This window comes from Sinorhizobium fredii NGR234 (assembly GCF_000018545.1).
GTDB lineage: Bacteria > Pseudomonadota > Alphaproteobacteria > Rhizobiales > Rhizobiaceae > Sinorhizobium > Sinorhizobium fredii_A.
In genome coordinates this window covers 1,138,261-1,155,241 of record NC_012586.1, presented here as the reverse complement: position 1 = coordinate 1,155,241, position 16,981 = coordinate 1,138,261, and the positions used below count along the sequence as shown (strand labels likewise).

Here is a 16,981-nt window from a genome sequence, read left to right as displayed (position 1 = left end):
TCCTTCCGTTTCCATCAGCCGGAACGCATCCAGCGATCGTGCCACAGGTTGAACATCAGCACCGCCCACAATTGCGGACCCCAGTCGCGGCGGCCGGCAAGGTGTGCCTTCCAGCGACTGACGATCGGATCGGCGCGGAAGATCCCATCACGCTGCAGGCGGGACGGAGACAGCATCTCTTCCGCCCAGGCGCGCAGCGGTCCGCGCAACCAGGCGTTGACGGGGACGCCGAATCCGCGTTTTGAAAGATTTATGAATTGTTCCGGCAGCCTTCGGGACAAGAGCGCGCGCAGCGCCGGCTTGCCCGGGGCTTCGGCAAAACACAACGCCCTCGGCGCACGCCAGGCCAGTTCGACGAAGCGGTAATCGAGCAGCGGTGCCCGCATCTCCAGGCCCACCGCCATCGACGCTCGGTCCATCTTCACGAGGATATCGTCCGGCAGATAGTCGACCATGTCGCTGTACATCATTCTGTCGACTGCGCCGAGGCAAGCCGGTATCCGCTTCGCGGTCATTGCGGTCGGAGGCTCCGCCCCGCCGAACACGACTTCGGCCGGATGCGACCAGAGCGAGCGAAAGTCCAGGTAGCGGGCGTCCGGGTCTTCGATCTCCAGGAGCTCGGCAAGTCTTCTTAGCCGTTTGCCGGTCACTTCGTCCTGAAGCGAAGACGGACGCGCATGGCGAGCCGCCGCAGCAGCAAATTCCAGCGCCCAGTGAGGCGCGTGCCTTGCCGCCCGCAGGGCGACGGCAGGCGTTTTCCTCGCCAGCCGGTCGAAGGCGAGCATTTGCCGATAGCGTTTGTAGCCGCCGAAGAACTCGTCGCCGCCATCACCCGAGAGCGCCACCGTTACGGTCCTTCGCGCCAGCTTCGATACGAGCAGCGTCGGAATCTGGGAAGGATCGGCGAAGGGCTCGTCATACACATCCGGCAACTCTGTCACGACGCGCAGTGCCGTGTCGGGCTCTGCCGTGATCTCCGTATGATCGGTGCCGAGCTGCCTGGCGATGCCTGACGCCAGATCCGCCTCGTTATACTGCTCCTCCAGGAAGCGCACGGTATAGGTTTTCACACGCGAGGTCGAAACCTCCTGCATGACGGCCGACACCAAGGAAGAGTCGACGCCGCTGGAAAGGAGGGCTCCCACCGGCACGTCGGAGACAAGGCGCTCGCTCACCGCCCGTTTCAATTCGGCGTCGAGCGCGTCCAAGGCTTCGTCCGGGCATTCGATCCGCTCCGCATAGCCTCGTTCCGCCGCCTCGAACGCATCCCAATAGCTCTTGACCCCGCCCAGGGCGGCCGAGGCCGACGCCGGCGGCGTGTCGACCGAGAGGCTCAGCCAGGAGCCATGCGGAAGCTTGAAGATGCCGCGGTAGATCGAATAAGGCGTCGGCACGTAGCCGTATCGCAAGAAAAGCGTCGACGCCTCCGGGTCTACCTCGACGGAGCGGAAGGACGGATGCGCCCGGATGCTTTTCAACTCGGAGCCGAAGGCAACGCCACGCTTGGATACGCCGATGTACAGCGGCTTCTTGCCGATACGGTCGCGGGCGAAGATGATCTGTCGCGTGGCGCTGTCGTAAAGCGCAAAGGCGAACATGCCGTTGCAGCGCTGCAATGCTCCTGCCAGGCCGTAAGTCTCGATCGCCTCCAGGAGCACTTCGGTATCGGAGTGGCCGCGGAAGCGAGCGCCCTGCTCCTCCAATGCGGCCCGCAGGCGAAGGAATCCGTAGACTTCCCCATTGAAGACGATCGAGTAGCGGCCGCTGCTCGAATGCATAGGCTGGGCCCCCGTGGGGGAGAGATCAATGATGGACAGGCGACGGTGTCCGAGACCTACACGGCCATCGCGATCGAGCCATGTAGCCGAAGCATCCGGCCCGCGGTGAGCGAGGGCGTCCGTCATGCGCGTCAATATCTGCGCCACGTCATCCCGACCGCGCTGCGCATAATCTATCAGGCCGGCAATTCCACACATGAGAATTTCCTCTTGGCCGGTGCCTGCGAACCGCCGGCGGTCCTAAGGAACCGTCAACGGAGACATATCCGCCCAGGCGACGAAATGCGGATTTGCGAAGTCGCTGTCGTCAGCCTGCTTCATCTTGCCGTAAGGCAGGCGCGAACCGTCCAACCGGACGACCGACCCGCCGGCGGCGTTGAGCACCGCATGGCCCGCCGCCGTGTCCCATTCCATGGTCCGGCCGAAACGCGGATAGACATCCGCCCTGCCTTCGGCGAGCAGGCAGAACTTGAGCGACGAGCCGACGGAGGTACAATCCTTGACGCCGTGGCCGGCGAGGAACGCCTCGGTCTCGGAGCAGTTGTGGGAGCGGCTGGCGACAGCGGTCAGCGCCGGGCCACGGGGCCGCACCCGGATCGCCTGCCGATGTCCAACCATGGCGCCGGCGCCGAAGACGAGCTTCTCGGCCCGGCCTTTGTCGGCGACATAGGCGCAACGCTGCGCCGGGGCATAGACGACGCCGGCTACGGGAAGGTTGCCCTCGACAAGGGCGATATTGACGGTGAAGTCGTCGCGCCGGTTGATGAATTCCTTCGTGCCGTCGAGCGGATCGACCAGGAAGAACGTGCCACAACTGATATCGGGGACGCAGCCTGAGGCGACGGCCTCCTCGGCAACGACCGGAATGTGCGGGAAGGCTGCCGCCAGGTGGCCGAGAATGATGGCTTCGGCTCGCTCATCCGCCTCGGTCACCGGTGAATGATCATCCTTGTAGCACACGGTCGGACCCGCCTCGTAGACGGCGAGGATCGACGCGCCGGCCTCGAGCGCGATACGCTCGAAGAGTTCGCAAAGGGGCGTCATCTATCCTCCATTTGTCTGTCGAGGAATGCCTCGATCTTCAGGGCAAGGGCAGTCGGGTCCGCCTCGACCGTCTTCAGATGCAGTTCCGGGTTTTCGGGCATTTCGTAGGGCGAAGAAACGCCGGTAAAGTTGGCGATCTTGCCGGCCAACGCCTTTTCGTAAAGCCCCTTCGGGTCGCGTCGCGCGCATTCCTCGAGCGGCGTGTCGACGAAAATTTCGATGAACTCGCCCTCCTCCATCAATTCGCGCGCCATCCGGCGCTCGCCGCGGAACGGCGAAATGAACGAGACAAGCACGATCAGCCCGGCATCGGCCATCAGCTTGGCGACCTCGGCAACACGGCGGATATTCTCGACGCGATCGGCTTCGGTGAAGCCAAGGTCGCGGTTGAGCCCGTGGCGCACATTGTCGCCGTCGAGCATGTAGGTGTGCTTGCCGCGGGCATGCAGGAGCCGGTCGAGCGCGTTGGCGATCGTTGACTTGCCCGAACCGGAAAGACCGGTGAACCACAGGACGGCCGGGCGCTGGCTCTTCATTGCCGAACGCGCCGCCTTGTTCACGTCGGTCGCCTGCCAATGCACGTTGTCGGCGCGCCTGAGCGGGAAATCGATCATGCCAGCGCCGACCGTCGCGTTGGTGGCCCGGTCGACGAAGACGAAATTGCCGGTCGCCCTGTTGTCCTTGTAGGCGTCGAAGACGATCGGCGCCTGCGTCGAGATGTTGCAGACGCCCACTTCGTTCATCTGCAAGGACTTCGCCGCCTCGCGGGCAAAACTGTTGATGCTCACCCGATGCTTGAGCGTCGTAACCGTCGCGCTGACGCTGTCCGTCTCGGTCCTGAGAATATAGCTGCGCCCGGGCAGCATTGGACTGGCATCGAACCAGATGACATGTGCCTGGAACTGGTCCGCCACGAAGGGCCGCGCGGCAGGTGACACCAGCATGTTGCCGCGCGCGGCGTCGACCTCGTTGGCAAGGACGAGCGTTACAGCCTCGCCCTCGGCGGCCGTCACCAGATTGCCGTCGAAGGTGACGATCGCCTTGACCGACGAGTGCTGCCCGGATTTCGCGACGACGACCGGATCGCCGACCGAGATCCGGCCGGAAGCGATCTGCCCGGCATAGCCGCGGAAATCGGCGTTGGGGCGCATGACCAGTTGCACCGGGAGGCGGAAGGGTCTCTCCGCCTCGGGTGGATCGAGTTGCACCGTCTCCAGGTATTCGAGGAGCGCCGGCCCCTTGTACCAGGGCGTGTTCTGCGATGCCGAAATGACGTTGTCGCCGAACCGCGCCGAGATGGGGATCGGCTGGATGCTGACAAAGCCGAGTTTCTTCGCGAAAGCCCGATAATCGCGGGCGATCGCGTCGAAGACCGATTGACGGAATTCGACGAGGTCGAACTTGTTGACCGCCAGGACGACATGGCGGATGCCGAGCAGCGAAGCGATATAGGAATGGCGCCGGGTCTGCGTGAGAATTCCCTGGTGGCTATCGATGAGGATGACGGCGAGATCGGCTGTCGAAGCGCCGGTTACCATGTTGCGGGTATATTCCTCGTGGCCAGGCGTGTCGGCAACGATGAATTTGCGCTTCGCCGTGGCGAAATAGCGGTAGGCGACGTCGATGGTGATGCCCTGCTCGCGCTCGGCCTCGAGCCCGTCGAGCAGCAAAGCAAGGTCGACTTCCTCGCCATTGGCGCCGGCCGAAGTACCGACCCGGCCGAGATTCGCCAACTGGTCCTCGAAGATCAGCTTGGCATCGACGAGCAGACGGCCGATCAGCGTCGACTTGCCATCGTCGACGGAGCCGCAGGTGATGAAGCGCAGCACCGACTTGCCGTCGTGATCGGCGAGATGCGCCGCCAGGTCGTGTGGCGGCACTGATTGAAGATACGACATCAGAAGTACCCCTCGCGCTTCTTTTTCTCCATGGCGCCGGCCTCGTCCGTGTCGATCAGCCGACTCAGCCGTTCGGAGGTGCGCACCGTCAGCATTTCGCGCAATATGTCCGGAACCGTGGCAGCCTCGGAATCGAACGCGCCGGTCAGTGGATAACAACCGAGGGTACGGAAGCGGACCATCCGGTCCATCACCTCTTCGCCCGGTGCGAGCGGCATGCGATCGTCGTCGACCATGATCAGCATGCCGTCGCGGCTCACCACCGGCCGGCGCGCCGCAAAATAGAGCGGCACGATCGGGATGTTTTCCTGAAGGATGTATTGCCAGATATCGAACTCGGTCCAATTGGAGAGGGGAAACACCCGCATCGTCTCGCCGGCGCCGACGCGGGTGTTGTAGGTCTTCCACATCTCGGGCCGCTGGCGCTTCGGGTCCCAGCCATGCTGGGCGTTGCGGATCGAGAACATGCGCTCCTTGGCGCGCGACTTCTCCTCGTCCCGCCGAGCGCCGGCGAGCGCCGCGTCGAACCGGTAGTTCTCCAGGGCCTGCCTGAGTGCCATGGTCTTCATGACGTGAGTGTGCAGGTTGGAGCCGTGCGTAAACGGGCCGATGCCCTGGTCGACGCCGTCCTGGTTGGTATGCACGAGAAGATTGAAGCCGAGCTCCCGCGCCATCCGATCGCGAAACGCGATCATCTCCCGGAACTTCCACGTCGTGTCCACATGCAGGAATGGAAACGGCGGCTTTGCCGGGTAGAACGCCTTCAGCGCCAGATGCAGGAGTACGGACGAGTCCTTTCCGATCGAGTAGAGGACAACCGGGTTAGAGAATGTCGCGACTACTTCTCGAAGGACATGAATGGCTTCAGCTTCAAGTCGCCGAAGGTTGGCAAGAGACATGCCGCAACCCCTCTGACTTTCTCAAAATGAAACTTTTCTCTATGCATTTATCGAATGCGCCACCCATGAAGAATTGGGTGTCTGCCGGCAATCGCATGGCGGCTGAAACAGCTTCGCCGAAAGGCGACATTTAAGCCCCATATCACTAATATTTCAAGTAACAACCCGATCGCGGCGACCTCCGGTCAGGCGGAACCGACCGATCTCGTCTTCAGAATGGCGGAGAAACTGGGGTCGAAGGTCCGGCTGATCGGCTCGGCCGCAGCTCCGATCGCAACCGCCCAGGGGTCGGTGAAACCAAGCTGCAGACGCGGCGCGCTTCGCATCCTCCGCTCGGCGATCGACGGCAGCAAGGGATGGATGGCGTCGATCAGCCGGCGGGCGAGCCCAGGCGGCATGCCGCCGCAGAGCACGATCGTCTGCGGATCGAAAATCGTCTCGAGGATCTGCACGGCGCGCCGCAGTTCATAGGCGGCCTCGGTGATCCAGGCGGCAATTCTCGCGTCCGATGCGGCGGCGACATCGTCCAGGTGGCGATAAAGCTCGGGACCGGCCGGGTCGAGATCCAGGATCTTGCAAAGCGAGGCGATCGACGCCCGGTGCTCGAGCGGTGCGCGCTGATCTTCGGTCCCGTTTTCCGGCCGGCTGAGGATCATGCCGATCTCGCCGGCATTGCCATTGGCGCCGCGATAAAGCTCTCCGTCGAGGATCAGCCCTGCGCCAATGCCGTAGCCGACATAGATGCAGATCGCCTGATCCAGGCCATGGGCGGCGCCGACCATCTTTTCCGCCGTCGCCGCCGCGGCCGAGTCGTTCTGCAGGCGAACATCGAGACCGGTTCCGAGCGCCAAGGTCTCCGCCAGCGGGAAGCGCTGCCAGAGGGCCATCATCCAGGGGTCAGCCGGATCGGTATCGATGCCGAACGGCCCGGGCATGGCGACACCGAGCCCGACGAGGCGGTCTTTCGACTGCGGCGCCACCTCAGCCAGCTCCCGTCGCGTCTTGTCGATAAGCGAGAGGATGGTCTCGGTCCCCTCGTCCGGCCCTCCGGCGGGCAGGTTCGCCTCGCCCCGGGCAAGCACCGCACCGACGAGATCGACCGCGATCGTGCGCGTCACATGCCGGTCGATCTGCAGGCCGATGGCAAAGGCGCCCTCTGGGACCAACCGATAGGGGGTCGAGGGCTGCCCCCGCCCCTTGCGCACGGCGGCGAGCGAGGCGACAAGCCCGTCGCGCTCGAGATCCTCGATGATGTTGGAAACGGCCTGCTTGGTGAGCGCCGTCGCGCGCGCAAGGTCGGCGCGCGACAATTGCCCGTTCACCCGGAGCGCGTCGATCATGACGCGCCGATTATGGGCGCTTGCGCCCTCCTGATTGGTGCCGCTCTTGGCCCGGATCGGGCGCATCCCGTTCATCCCACAAATGCCGCTTGACACATCTAGAATATTCAACAAGAAATAAGTCAAGACAATTGACTTAATAAGAGGTCGAAAGACCTCGGGGAACCGACGAAAGCGGCGACGGAGCCGCAAACGCTTCGATCGATTTGTCGACGGCCGTCGCGACGAGCGACGGATTTCTCGCATGCAGACTGGAACGATCAGCTATTGGAGGCAGCAATGTTGAAATCCACTCGCAATGCCTTACTGGGGGCGACACTTCTCGGCCTCACCTTCGCCGGCCAGGCCTACGCGGAAACGACCCTCAACGCCTTGTTCATGGCGCAGGCCGCCTATAGCGAGGCCGATGTGCGTGCCATGACGGAGGCCTTCACGAAGGCCAACCCGGACCTGAAGGTCAATCTGGAATTCGTCCCGTACGAGGGTCTGCACGACAAGACGGTGCTGGCGCAGGGCTCCGGCGGCGGCTACGACGTCGTCCTGTTCGACGTGATCTGGCCGGCGGAATATGCCAGCAACAAGGTGCTCGTCGATGTCACGGACCGCGTCACCGACGAGATGAACAAGGGCATCCTGCCGGGCGCCTGGACGACGGTCGAGTACGACGGCAAGCGCTACGGCATGCCGTGGATCCTCGACACCAAATACCTGTTCTACAACAAGGAAATCCTCGAGAAAGCGGGCATCAAGACGCCGCCGAAGACCTGGGACGAGCTTGCCGAGCAGGCAAAGACGATCAAGGACAAAGGGATCCTCCAGACCCCGATCGCCTGGAGCTGGTCTCAGGCCGAGGCTGCGATTTGCGACTACACGACGCTGGTCAGCGCCTATGGCGGCAAGTTCCTCGACGGCGGCAAACCTGCCTTCACCAGCGGCGGTGGTCTCGATGCGCTGAACTACATGGTTACAAGCTACACCTCCGGACTGACCAATCCGAACTCGAAAGAATTCCTCGAGGAGGATGTGCGCAAGGTCTTCCAGAACGGCGAAGCCGCTTTCGCGCTCAACTGGACCTACATGTACAATCTCGCCAACGATCCCAAGGAAAGCAAGGTGGCCGGCAAGGTCGGCGTCGTTCCGGCTCCGGGTGTCGCCGGCAAGAGCGAAGTTTCCGCCGTCAACGGCTCGATGGGGCTGGGCATCACCGCAACCAGCAAGCATCCCGAAGAGGCGTGGAAATATATCGTCCACATGACCTCGCAGGAAACGCAGAACGCCTATGCGAAGCTCAGCCTGCCGATCTGGGCCTCCTCCTATGAAGACGCGAGCGTCACCAAGGGTCAGGAAGAGCTGATCGCCGCGGCGAAGCTCGGCCTTGCCGCCATGTATCCCCGTCCGACGACGCCGAAATATCAGGAGCTTTCGACCGCCCTGCAGCAGGCGATCCAGGAAGCGCTTCTCGGCCAGACATCGCCGGAGGATGCGCTGAAGACGGCCGCGGAAAACAGCGGCCTCTAAGCAAACGGACCCAGGCCCCGAACGCATCCCGTCCGGGGCCTGTTTGCGAACCGAATCCATTCCATACCGACGAGCAAAGGTTTCATCGATGTCCGGCACCTGGATTTCAACACGCGCCTGGCTGCTGATGCTGCCGCTGCTCGTGGTGATGGTTTCGGTGATCGGCTGGCCGCTCGTCGATACGGTGCGGCTCTCCTTTACCGACGCCAAGCTTGTCGGCACGGCGGGAAGCTTCGTCGGCATCGACAATTATGCCAAGGTGCTGACGGGCTCGAACTTCCAAAGGGCACTTGTCACGACGACCTGGTTTGCCGTCGTCTCGGTCGCCGCCGAAATGGTGCTCGGCGTCCTTGCGGCTCTTCTCCTAAACCAGCAGTTCCGGGGCCGAACGGCACTTCGAGCCCTGATGATCCTGCCCTGGGCCCTGCCGACGGTCGTCAACGCGACGCTCTGGCGGCTGATCTACAATCCGGAATATGGCGCGCTCAATGCGGCGCTCACCCAGCTCGGCCTGATCGACAGCTATCGCTCCTGGCTCGGCGAACCGGGCTCGGCGCTGACCGCCCTGATCGTCGCGGATTGCTGGAAGAACTTTCCCCTGGTGGCGCTGATCGCGCTGGCCGCGTTGCAGGCCGTCCCCCGCGACATTACCGCCGCTGCCCTGGTCGACGGCGCCGGTCCGCTCAACCGGTTCCGCTTCGTCGTCATGCCCTATCTCGCCGGCCCTCTGCTTGTCGCCCTCGTGCTGCGCACGATCGAGGCCTTCAAGGTGTTCGACATCATCTGGGTGATGACGCGCGGCGGACCGGCGAACAGTACGCGCACGCTGTCGATCCTCGTCTACCAGGAAGCCTTCTCCTTCCAGCGGGCCGGCTCCGGGGCGTCGCTGGCGCTGATCGTTACCCTGCTCGTCACCGTTCTCGCCGTTGCCTACGCCGCGCTGCTCCGCCGGGCCGCAGGAGCTTCGTGATGGAACGCCAGAGCCCGCTCTTTACCGCCTTCGTCTATGCCAGCGCCCTGCTTCTCGCCGCGGTGATCCTGGCGCCGGTCCTGTGGCTGTTCATCATGAGCATTTCGCCGGCCGCCGATCTCAGTGCCAAGCCGCTCAACTGGTGGCCGAGCGAAATCGACCTCTCCCGTTATCGCACGCTGCTTTCGGCCGTCGAGAACAGTGCCGGCGCCGCCTTCATCGCCTCGCTCGTCAACAGCCTCCAAGTCGCCGGCATGGCGACGCTCGCCGCGGTCGCGGTCGCCATCCCGGCGGCCTGGGCGGTGTCGCGGACGCCGGCCGTTTCCTGGTCACTCTATGCGGTGATCGCTACCTATATGCTGCCGCCGGTGGCGCTTGCCGTGCCGCTCTATATGGGCCTTGCCTATTTCGGCCTGCTGAATTCGGTCTTCGGGCTGGCGCTCGTCTACCTCACCATTCTCGCTCCCTTCACCACCTGGCTCCTCAAATCCGGCTTCGATGCCATACCGAAGGAGATCGAGAGCGCTGCAATGATCGACGGCGCGCGGCTCGACCAGATCCTCAGGCTGCTGACGCTGCCGCTCGCCGCTCCCGTCATGGCAACTTCGGCGCTCTTCGCTTTCCTGCTTGCCTGGGACGAGTTCTTCTATGCGCTGCTCTTCACCTCCGACCTGCGCGCCAAGACCTTGACCGTCGCCATTGCCGATCTCGCCGGCGGCCGTGTTTCCGATTACGGATTGATCGCAACCGCCGGGGTGCTCGCCGCCCTGCCCCCGGTGCTGATCGGCCTCATCATGCAACGCGCCCTGATTTCCGGGCTCACCAGCGGCGGCGTAAAGGGATGATCATGCGTAGCTCGAAGCAACGTCCAGACGGGCTCGTCGCGATCGATCGCGAAATGGCCCGTCAGCATGCCGATGCCCTTGCTTCCTATGAGGGAGCGTCGGCGCTTGCGGCACGGATCGCCGCATCGCTGCAGTCCACCAGCCGGCTTCTGCTCTTGGGCATGGGCGGTTCGCATGCGGTCGGCCGCGCCGTCGAGCCGCTCTATCGCGCCCTTGGCATCGACGCCATCGCCCTGCCGCTTTCCGAGCAACTCGGCCAGCCCTTGACCGTCGACGCAAAGACCATCCTCATCACCTCGCAATCCGGCGAAAGCGCCGAGGTGCTGCGCTGGTTCGAGGAGACGAAAGGCGGCACGCCCGAGACATTCGGGCTGACGCTCGAGGCGAGCTCCTCGCTGGCGAAAACCGTGCCTTCGCTTATCGGCGCGGGCGGCAGCGAACAGGCTTTCGCCGCGACGCGCAGCCTGACGATCAGCTTTGCGCTGCATTTCGCGATCCTTTCCGCCCTCGGCGTCGATCCGACCGAGGCGCTTCGTGCTCTCAAGGCACCGGAATCTCCCGGCATTGAGGCCGCGCTCACCGCACTCGCCGACGTTCGCGCCGTCGTGACCTCCGGCCGCCGGCTGCAGGGTCTTGCCGAAGCGATCGCGCTCGGCCTCACCGAACTGTCGCGCCTGCCTTGCTTCTCGCTCGAAGGCGGACAGTTGCGGCATGGGCCGATGGAGATGATGGGGCCCTCGGTCGGCGTCATACTCTTCCGCGCCGCCGATCCGACCGCCGGGCTCGTTGCCGCGATGGCCGTTTCCGCGGCGCAAGCCGGTTCGCCGGTCGTCGTCTTCGATGCATCGGGCGAACCGCCGATCGCCGGCGTCACGACAATTCCTTTCAGGGAGGCGGCTGGCATGGCGGCGATCCTCGCCATGCTGCCGGTCGCGCAAGCCTTCATGATCGCCTTTGCCGACGCCCGCGTCGAAAATGCCGGTACACCGGTGCGGTCCACCAAGATCACCCGGAGCGAGTAGAAAAATGCGTCCACTGGCCGTCATCGGCAACGTCAATGTCGATCTCATCCTCGGCCCGGCCGAACCCTGGCCGAAGGCCGGAACGGAAATCATCGTCGATCATGACGAGCTGCGCGTCGGCGGCTGCGCCGGCAACAGCGCGCTCGCCTGGGAGTCGCTCGGCGTCGGCTACGAGATCGCCGCCAATGTCGGCAACGACCAGTTCGGGACGTGGCTGAAGGAGGCTCTCGGCGAAAAGTCGCGCCACTGGCCGGTCGAGGCCGTCGGCTCGACGCTTTCCGTCGGCATCACCCATCCGGACGGCGAGCGCACCTTCTTCACCACCCGCGGCCACCTGCCGCTCTTCAGCTTCGACGAGGTGCGCGCGATGCTCGACGGAAGCCGCCTTCGTGGCGGGCTCGTCCTGCTCTCCGGATCCTTCCTGACCGATGCGCTGACGCTTGCCTATGACGAGCTCTTCGATTGGGCGGATGCGCACGACATCGCCATTGCGCTGGATACCGGCTGGCCACTCGATGGCTGGACGGAGGCCAATAAGCAAAGGACCATCCGCTGGCTGAAGCGCTGCCACTGTGCGCTTTTCAATGAAGTGGAAACAACCACTCTGACCGGCCAGTTCGATCCGTTTGAAGCGGCGCGGAGTCTCAAGGCCGAGATGCCCGTCGACGCGATCGTGGTCGTCAAGCGCGGCCCCGATGGAGCGCTCGCCATCGGCCGGGACGGTCGCGATTACTCCGTTACCGCGCCACGCGTTGCTGTCATCGATACGATCGGCGCCGGCGACGTCTTCAATGCCGGCTTCCTGGCGGCGCTCGCGGCCGAGATGCCGCTGGAGGCCTGCCTTCGAACCGGCGTCACAGTCGCCTCCGAAGCGATCTCCACCTTGCCGCGCAGCTACGGCAAACCACTTTCGGCCCTCCTCGAGGAAACCGGCCAATGAGCGCACTCGAAATCCGCAACATCCGGAAGCGCTACGGCGATGTGGAGACGCTGAAGAGCATCGACATCGCGCTGGAAAGCGGCGAGTTCCTGGTGCTCCTCGGCTCCTCCGGCTGTGGCAAGTCCACACTTCTGAACATCATCGCCGGGCTCGCCGAGCCGAGCGGCGGCGACATCCTGATCGGCGAGCGCTCGATCCTCGGCGCTCATCCCAAGGACCGCGACATCGCCATGGTGTTCCAGTCCTATGCGCTCTATCCGAACATGAGCGTCGCCCGCAACATCGGCTTCGGCCTCGAAATGCGCAAGGTGCCGGCGGCCGAACGCGAGAAGGCGGTGCGCGACACCGCAAGGCTGCTGCAGATCGAGAACCTGCTCGACCGCAAGCCGAGCCAGCTTTCCGGCGGGCAGCGCCAGCGGGTCGCCATCGGCCGGGCGCTGGTGCGTGAACCCCAGGTCTTCCTATTCGACGAGCCGCTGTCGAACCTCGACGCCAAGCTGCGCATGGAGATGCGAACCGAGTTGAAGCGCCTCCACCAGATGCTGAAGACGACGGTCGTCTACGTGACCCATGACCAGATCGAAGCAATGACGCTCGCCACCCGCATCGCCGTGATGCGCGACGGCCGCATCGAACAACTCGGCACGCCGGCGGAAATCTACGATCGGCCCGCGACGCTGTATGTCGCCGGCTTCGTCGGTTCGCCGCCGATGAACATCCTCGATGCCGAAGGGACCGGAAGCGGCCTGAGGATTCTGGGATCCGAGAATACTCTTCCCCTGGGCGGAGCTTTCCCAAACGGCACGACCGGGCGCCGCGTCAAGGTGGGTATTCGACCGGAAGCGCTCCGGCTCGCGGGCGACGATGCAACGGGCGGTCGCCTTACAGCCATCGTCGAAGTCATGGAATTGACGGGTCCGGAACTGGTCATCACCGCCAGGATCGGCGAACAGCGCATCACCGCCTGCCTGCCACCACGAACATCGCTTGAACCCGGATCGACGCAGGCCTTCTCTTTCGACGAAGCCGCGCTGCACCTTTTCGATCCGGAAAGCGGTCTTTCCCTTCGGATGGCGTGAAGCCTTCTTGCGTGTCGCTTACGCCTCTCCGCGTCTACACCGCCGCGCGTCCGATTAGACGCGCAAAGGTCGTAGCACTGCGAATTGCTGCATGCTTAAACCGGTTCTGATGTAGTCGTGCAGCAGAGCGGAACCAGGTCAGGTTGGAACGGCGAACGTCGGGTGTGATACCCCCCTTTGCCCGCAGCGGCGATTCAACCGAAACGGGCCTTGCCCTAGCGGCTCGCGATAGCCCGCGCCGATGGCGCCCGGTCGTGGCGATAGCCAAGCTTCTCGGACAATTCGCCCGCCGCATCGACCAGCACCTGAAGATAGGCGTCGCGGTTGCGCAGACCGTCCTCTTTCGGCGCGACCAAGCAGAGGGTGGCGATGCAGATTTCGTCCGCGTCATAGACCGGCACGGCGAAGCAATGCGTGAAGCTGTCGACGATGCTGTTGAAGGTGAAATAGCCGTCCTTCTTGGCCTCACGCACCTGAGAGATGAACTCGGCCGGATCGAGGCGCTTGCCGTTCGGCAGCACGAAATCCTCTTCGGGGATGAAGGCCAGGATTTCCGCGTCGCTCATGTGGTCGACGAGAAGGCGTCCGGAGGCGGTCCACGGAATGGCGACCGGATCGCCGATATTGGTAGAAATGCGGAACGGGCGGCTGCCCTCGTTCATCAGCACGACGGCGTATTTGTTGCCCTCGAGCTGGCACATCTGCGCCGTTTCGCGCGTCTCCTCGGCGACCCTGGCGAGCAGATGCTCGCTCTCGCGCATCAGGTCGAACTGTTCCGCATAGGCCGCGCCGAGGAAATAGAGCTTGCGGCCGAGGAAAACCCGACCGTCGTCGCCGTGGTATTCGATGATGCCCTGGCGGAGGAGCAGGTTGACCAGCTCATAGACCGACGAACGCGGCGCGCCGATCCCCTGGGCGATTTCGTTCGGGCGGAGCGGCTGACGCTGCAGGCGCAGGAAATCGAGGATCTCGAACGCCCGGTCGAGACCCCGTGCCCTGCGATTGATCGTGTCTTCGGCCTCCGCCATCGCGCCCTCGATTGTCTTGGTCGGGCGCGCTTGAAGCGCACCCGGTTCACCTCATTTAGCCTTGTAGGCGACGCAGTCAACTTCCACCTTGCAGTCGACCATCATGCGCGATTGCACGCAGGCGCGGGCCGGCGGGTTCTTGCCGAAATATTCCGCATAGACGCCGTTGAAAGTCCAGAAGTCGCGCGGATCATCGAGCCAGACGCCGACCCGCACCACGTCTTCCAAGCCGTAGCCGGCCTCATCCAGGATGGCGATCATGTTCTCGATCGCCTTGCGGCTCTCGGCGACGATGCCGCCGCCGACGATCTCGCCCTTCTCCATGGCGACCTGACCGGAAACATAGAGCCAGCCGTTTGCCTCGACGGCGCGCGCAAAAGGCAGCGGTTGCTTGCCGGCACCGGTTTCGCCCGTTCCATAACGCTTGATCGTCACACGTCACTCCACTTCTTTTATTGCACTTGTTGATCAGTTGAACGCCGAGGTTTTCAGGAATTCCGCCAGCCGTTCGGTCTTCGGCTTCAGGAACATCTCGCGCGGATTGCCCTCCTCGCCGATCCGCCCCTGGTTCATGAAGATCACCCGCGACGAGACCTCGTAGGCAAAGCGCATTTCGTGGGTGACGATGAGCATGCTCATGCCGTCCTCGGCTAGCGCCTTGATCACCTGCAGCACTTCGTTGACGAGTTCCGGGTCGAGCGCCGAGGTCACCTCGTCGAAGAGCATCAGCTTCGGGTTCATGGCGATGGCGCGGGCGATCGCGACGCGCTGCTGCTGGCCGCCGGAAAGCTGGCCGGGAAAATGGTCCTTGCGGGAAAGCAGCCCGACACGGTCGAGCCATTTTTCGGCCAGCACTCTTGCCTCGTCGCGGTTCATCTTCTTCACCTTGACGAGGCCAAGCATGACGTTGGCGGCGGCGGTCATGTGCGGGAACAGGTTGAACTGCTGGAAGGCCATGCCGGTCAGCGCCCGCTGCCGGGCGATCTCCCGCTCCGGCTTGCGGCGGCGCACGCCGCCAGCGGTCTCGTAGCCGATTTCCTGGCCGTCGATCGCGATCGTGCCGCCCTGGAATTCTTCCAGCATGTTGATGCAGCGGAGCATCGTCGTCTTGCCGGAGCCGCTGGAGCCGATGATGCTGATCACCTCGCCCTGGCGCATCGAGCAATCGACGCCCTTCAGCACCTCGACCGTGCCGTAGCGCTTATGGAGATCGCGGATTTCAAGAAGATTGGTCATCGGATTTCCGGGGCCTCACGATGGAACGGCGGTCTTGCGCTCGACGTAGCGGCCGAAGCGCTCGATGCCGTAATTGATGACGAAATAGAGGAAGCCCGCGAAGAAATAGAATTCGAGGCTCATGAAGGTGCGGGAGATCACCTCCTGGGTGCGCAGCAGCAACTCGCCGACGCCGATGATCGACAGCAGTGTCGACGCCTTGACCATCTCGGCGGCCGTGTTGACCCAGGCCGGCAGCGCCTGGCGCAGCGCCTGCGGCCCGAGCACATAGGCGAAGGTCTGCGGGAAGGTCAGCCCGATCGCCTTGGCGGCCTCGGTCTGGCCCTTGGGGATCGACTGCAGCGCACCGCGCACCAGTTCGCCGACATGCGAGCTGCAGAAGACGGCGAGGGCCAGGATTCCCGCCTGGAACGGCCCGAGATCGATGCCGACGGTGCTGAGCACATAGTAGCTGGCGAGAACCAGGACGAGCACCGGCGTGCCGCGGATGAAGTCCGTATAGCCGCGCACCAGCCACTTCACCGGCCTGTAGCCGTAGGTGAGCGCCAGGCCGACGAAGACGCCGAGAACCGTGCCGACGACGATCGAGAGGAGCGAGATCGAGATCGACACGCCAAGCCCCTTGAGGAGCGGAACACGGGCGACCCAGAGCTGATCGAGAAAACCGAAATCCATGGCGATCACCTCGGAACCGCGAGCCGGCGCTCGACGGCGCGCATCAGCGCGGCCAAGAGCGAACAGGTTGCGACGTAAAGGCAGCTTGCGACGATCCAGGTCTCGATGACGCGGAAGGTCTCGACATTGATCTTGCGCGCCTCGAAGGTTAGCTCCGGCACGGCGATCGCCGCGGCAAGCGAGGTGTCCTTGAAGAGCGAGATCATCGTGCTGCCCAGCGAAGGCAGGACGTTGCGCAGCATCAGCGGAATGATGATCGAGGTACGGATCTGCATCTCGGTGAGGCCGATTGCCAGGCCCGCCTCGCGCTGCCCCGGCGGCACGGCGATGAGACCGCCGCGGAACACTTCGGCAAGATAGGCGCCGGAATAGATCGCCAGCGTCAGCACGAAGCTCTCGATCTTGCCGAGCCGGACGCCGAGTTCCGGAAGGGCGAAATAGCTGAAGAGCACGAGAACCAGAATTGGCGTGTTACGGATGATCGTCACGTAGAGACCGGCCGGTTTGCGCAAGACGGAGCTCTTGGAAACGAGGCCGAAGGCGGTGACCAGCCCGATCACGCAACCGGCGAGGATCGCCACGATCGCGAGGCCAAGGCTGAGCGCCAGCCCCTGCAGAAGCAGGTCGAACGAGCGCCAGACAGCCGCGAAATTCAACGAATAGGTCATGGGCGCAGCCATTGCTATGCATCAGTCAAGGCAGCCCCGCC

The 16,981-nt window shown here is 63.8% G+C and carries 16 protein-coding genes; 6 read left to right on the top strand and 10 right to left on the bottom strand.

What is annotated here, in order from left to right:
• Positions 1-14: 14 nt before the first annotated feature.
• From asnB to NGR_RS05655, 5 genes are all read right to left on the bottom strand, one after another.
• A complete protein-coding gene (asnB, locus tag NGR_RS05675; RefSeq protein WP_015887288.1) occupies positions 15-1,976 on the bottom strand; it encodes an asparagine synthase (glutamine-hydrolyzing) in 1,962 nt (653 codons plus the stop codon).
• 42 nt (positions 1,977-2,018) lie between these two features.
• The gene (gene cysQ / locus NGR_RS05670; protein ID WP_015887287.1) at positions 2,019-2,822 is read right to left on the bottom strand and encodes a 3'(2'),5'-bisphosphate nucleotidase CysQ; all 804 of its coding nucleotides are present in this window, start codon (positions 2,820-2,822) and stop codon (positions 2,019-2,021) included.
• Entirely contained in the window at positions 2,819-4,720 is a 1,902-nt protein-coding gene (cysN, locus tag NGR_RS05665; RefSeq protein ID WP_015887286.1) for a sulfate adenylyltransferase subunit CysN, read from the bottom strand. The genes cysQ and cysN overlap by 4 nt, the downstream gene beginning before the upstream one ends.
• Positions 4,720-5,619 (bottom strand): sulfate adenylyltransferase subunit CysD, encoded by a 900-nt coding sequence (gene cysD, locus NGR_RS05660; RefSeq protein ID WP_015887285.1) that lies wholly within the window; start codon positions 5,617-5,619, stop codon positions 4,720-4,722. The genes cysN and cysD overlap by 1 nt, the downstream gene beginning before the upstream one ends.
• 185 nt (positions 5,620-5,804) lie before the next feature.
• The gene (locus NGR_RS05655) at positions 5,805-7,034 is read right to left on the bottom strand and encodes an ROK family transcriptional regulator (RefSeq protein ID WP_164923909.1); all 1,230 of its coding nucleotides are present in this window, start codon (positions 7,032-7,034) and stop codon (positions 5,805-5,807) included.
• Between the two features lie 204 nt (positions 7,035-7,238).
• Here NGR_RS05655 and NGR_RS05650 point away from each other — a divergent pair, with 204 nt between their 5' ends.
• The 6 genes from NGR_RS05650 (at position 7,239) to NGR_RS05625 (ending at position 13,333) form a co-directional block, all read left to right on the top strand.
• Positions 7,239-8,477, top strand: a complete 1,239-nt coding sequence (locus NGR_RS05650) for an extracellular solute-binding protein (protein WP_015887283.1) — start codon at positions 7,239-7,241, stop codon at positions 8,475-8,477.
• 88 nt (positions 8,478-8,565) lie between these two features.
• Entirely contained in the window at positions 8,566-9,447 is an 882-nt protein-coding gene (locus NGR_RS05645) for a carbohydrate ABC transporter permease (protein WP_015887282.1), read from the top strand.
• Positions 9,447-10,292: a carbohydrate ABC transporter permease gene (locus NGR_RS05640; protein WP_015887281.1), complete on the top strand. Its 846-nt coding sequence runs from the start codon at positions 9,447-9,449 to the stop codon at positions 10,290-10,292. Before NGR_RS05645 ends, NGR_RS05640 begins: the two co-directional genes overlap by 1 nt.
• On the top strand, positions 10,289-11,314 hold the full coding sequence (locus tag NGR_RS05635) for an SIS domain-containing protein (protein ID WP_164923907.1): 1,026 nt from the start codon (positions 10,289-10,291) through the stop codon (positions 11,312-11,314). Before NGR_RS05640 ends, NGR_RS05635 begins: the two co-directional genes overlap by 4 nt.
• Positions 11,315-11,318: 4 nt before the next feature.
• Positions 11,319-12,254 (top strand): carbohydrate kinase family protein, encoded by a 936-nt coding sequence (locus NGR_RS05630; RefSeq protein WP_015887279.1) that lies wholly within the window; start codon positions 11,319-11,321, stop codon positions 12,252-12,254.
• Positions 12,251-13,333, top strand: coding sequence for an ABC transporter ATP-binding protein (locus NGR_RS05625; protein ID WP_015887278.1), 1,083 nt, complete (start codon positions 12,251-12,253; stop codon positions 13,331-13,333). The genes NGR_RS05630 and NGR_RS05625 overlap by 4 nt, the downstream gene beginning before the upstream one ends.
• A 215-nt stretch (positions 13,334-13,548) precedes the next feature.
• Here NGR_RS05625 and NGR_RS05620 read toward each other — a convergent pair whose 3' ends face one another.
• From NGR_RS05620 to NGR_RS05600, 5 genes are read right to left on the bottom strand one after another with little or no spacing between them, the layout of a single operon-like run.
• Entirely contained in the window at positions 13,549-14,361 is an 813-nt protein-coding gene (locus NGR_RS05620) for an IclR family transcriptional regulator (protein WP_015887277.1), read from the bottom strand.
• A 51-nt stretch (positions 14,362-14,412) separates the two neighbouring features.
• Positions 14,413-14,796: a RidA family protein gene (locus NGR_RS05615; RefSeq protein WP_015887276.1), complete on the bottom strand. Its 384-nt coding sequence runs from the start codon at positions 14,794-14,796 to the stop codon at positions 14,413-14,415.
• A 33-nt stretch (positions 14,797-14,829) separates the two neighbouring features.
• Positions 14,830-15,597, bottom strand: a complete 768-nt coding sequence (locus tag NGR_RS05610; RefSeq protein WP_015887275.1) for an amino acid ABC transporter ATP-binding protein — start codon at positions 15,595-15,597, stop codon at positions 14,830-14,832.
• Between the two features lie 15 nt (positions 15,598-15,612).
• The gene (locus NGR_RS05605) at positions 15,613-16,272 is read right to left on the bottom strand and encodes an amino acid ABC transporter permease (protein WP_015887274.1); all 660 of its coding nucleotides are present in this window, start codon (positions 16,270-16,272) and stop codon (positions 15,613-15,615) included.
• 5 nt (positions 16,273-16,277) lie between these two features.
• Entirely contained in the window at positions 16,278-16,940 is a 663-nt protein-coding gene (locus tag NGR_RS05600; protein ID WP_164923906.1) for an amino acid ABC transporter permease, read from the bottom strand.
• Positions 16,941-16,981 lie beyond the last annotated feature (41 nt).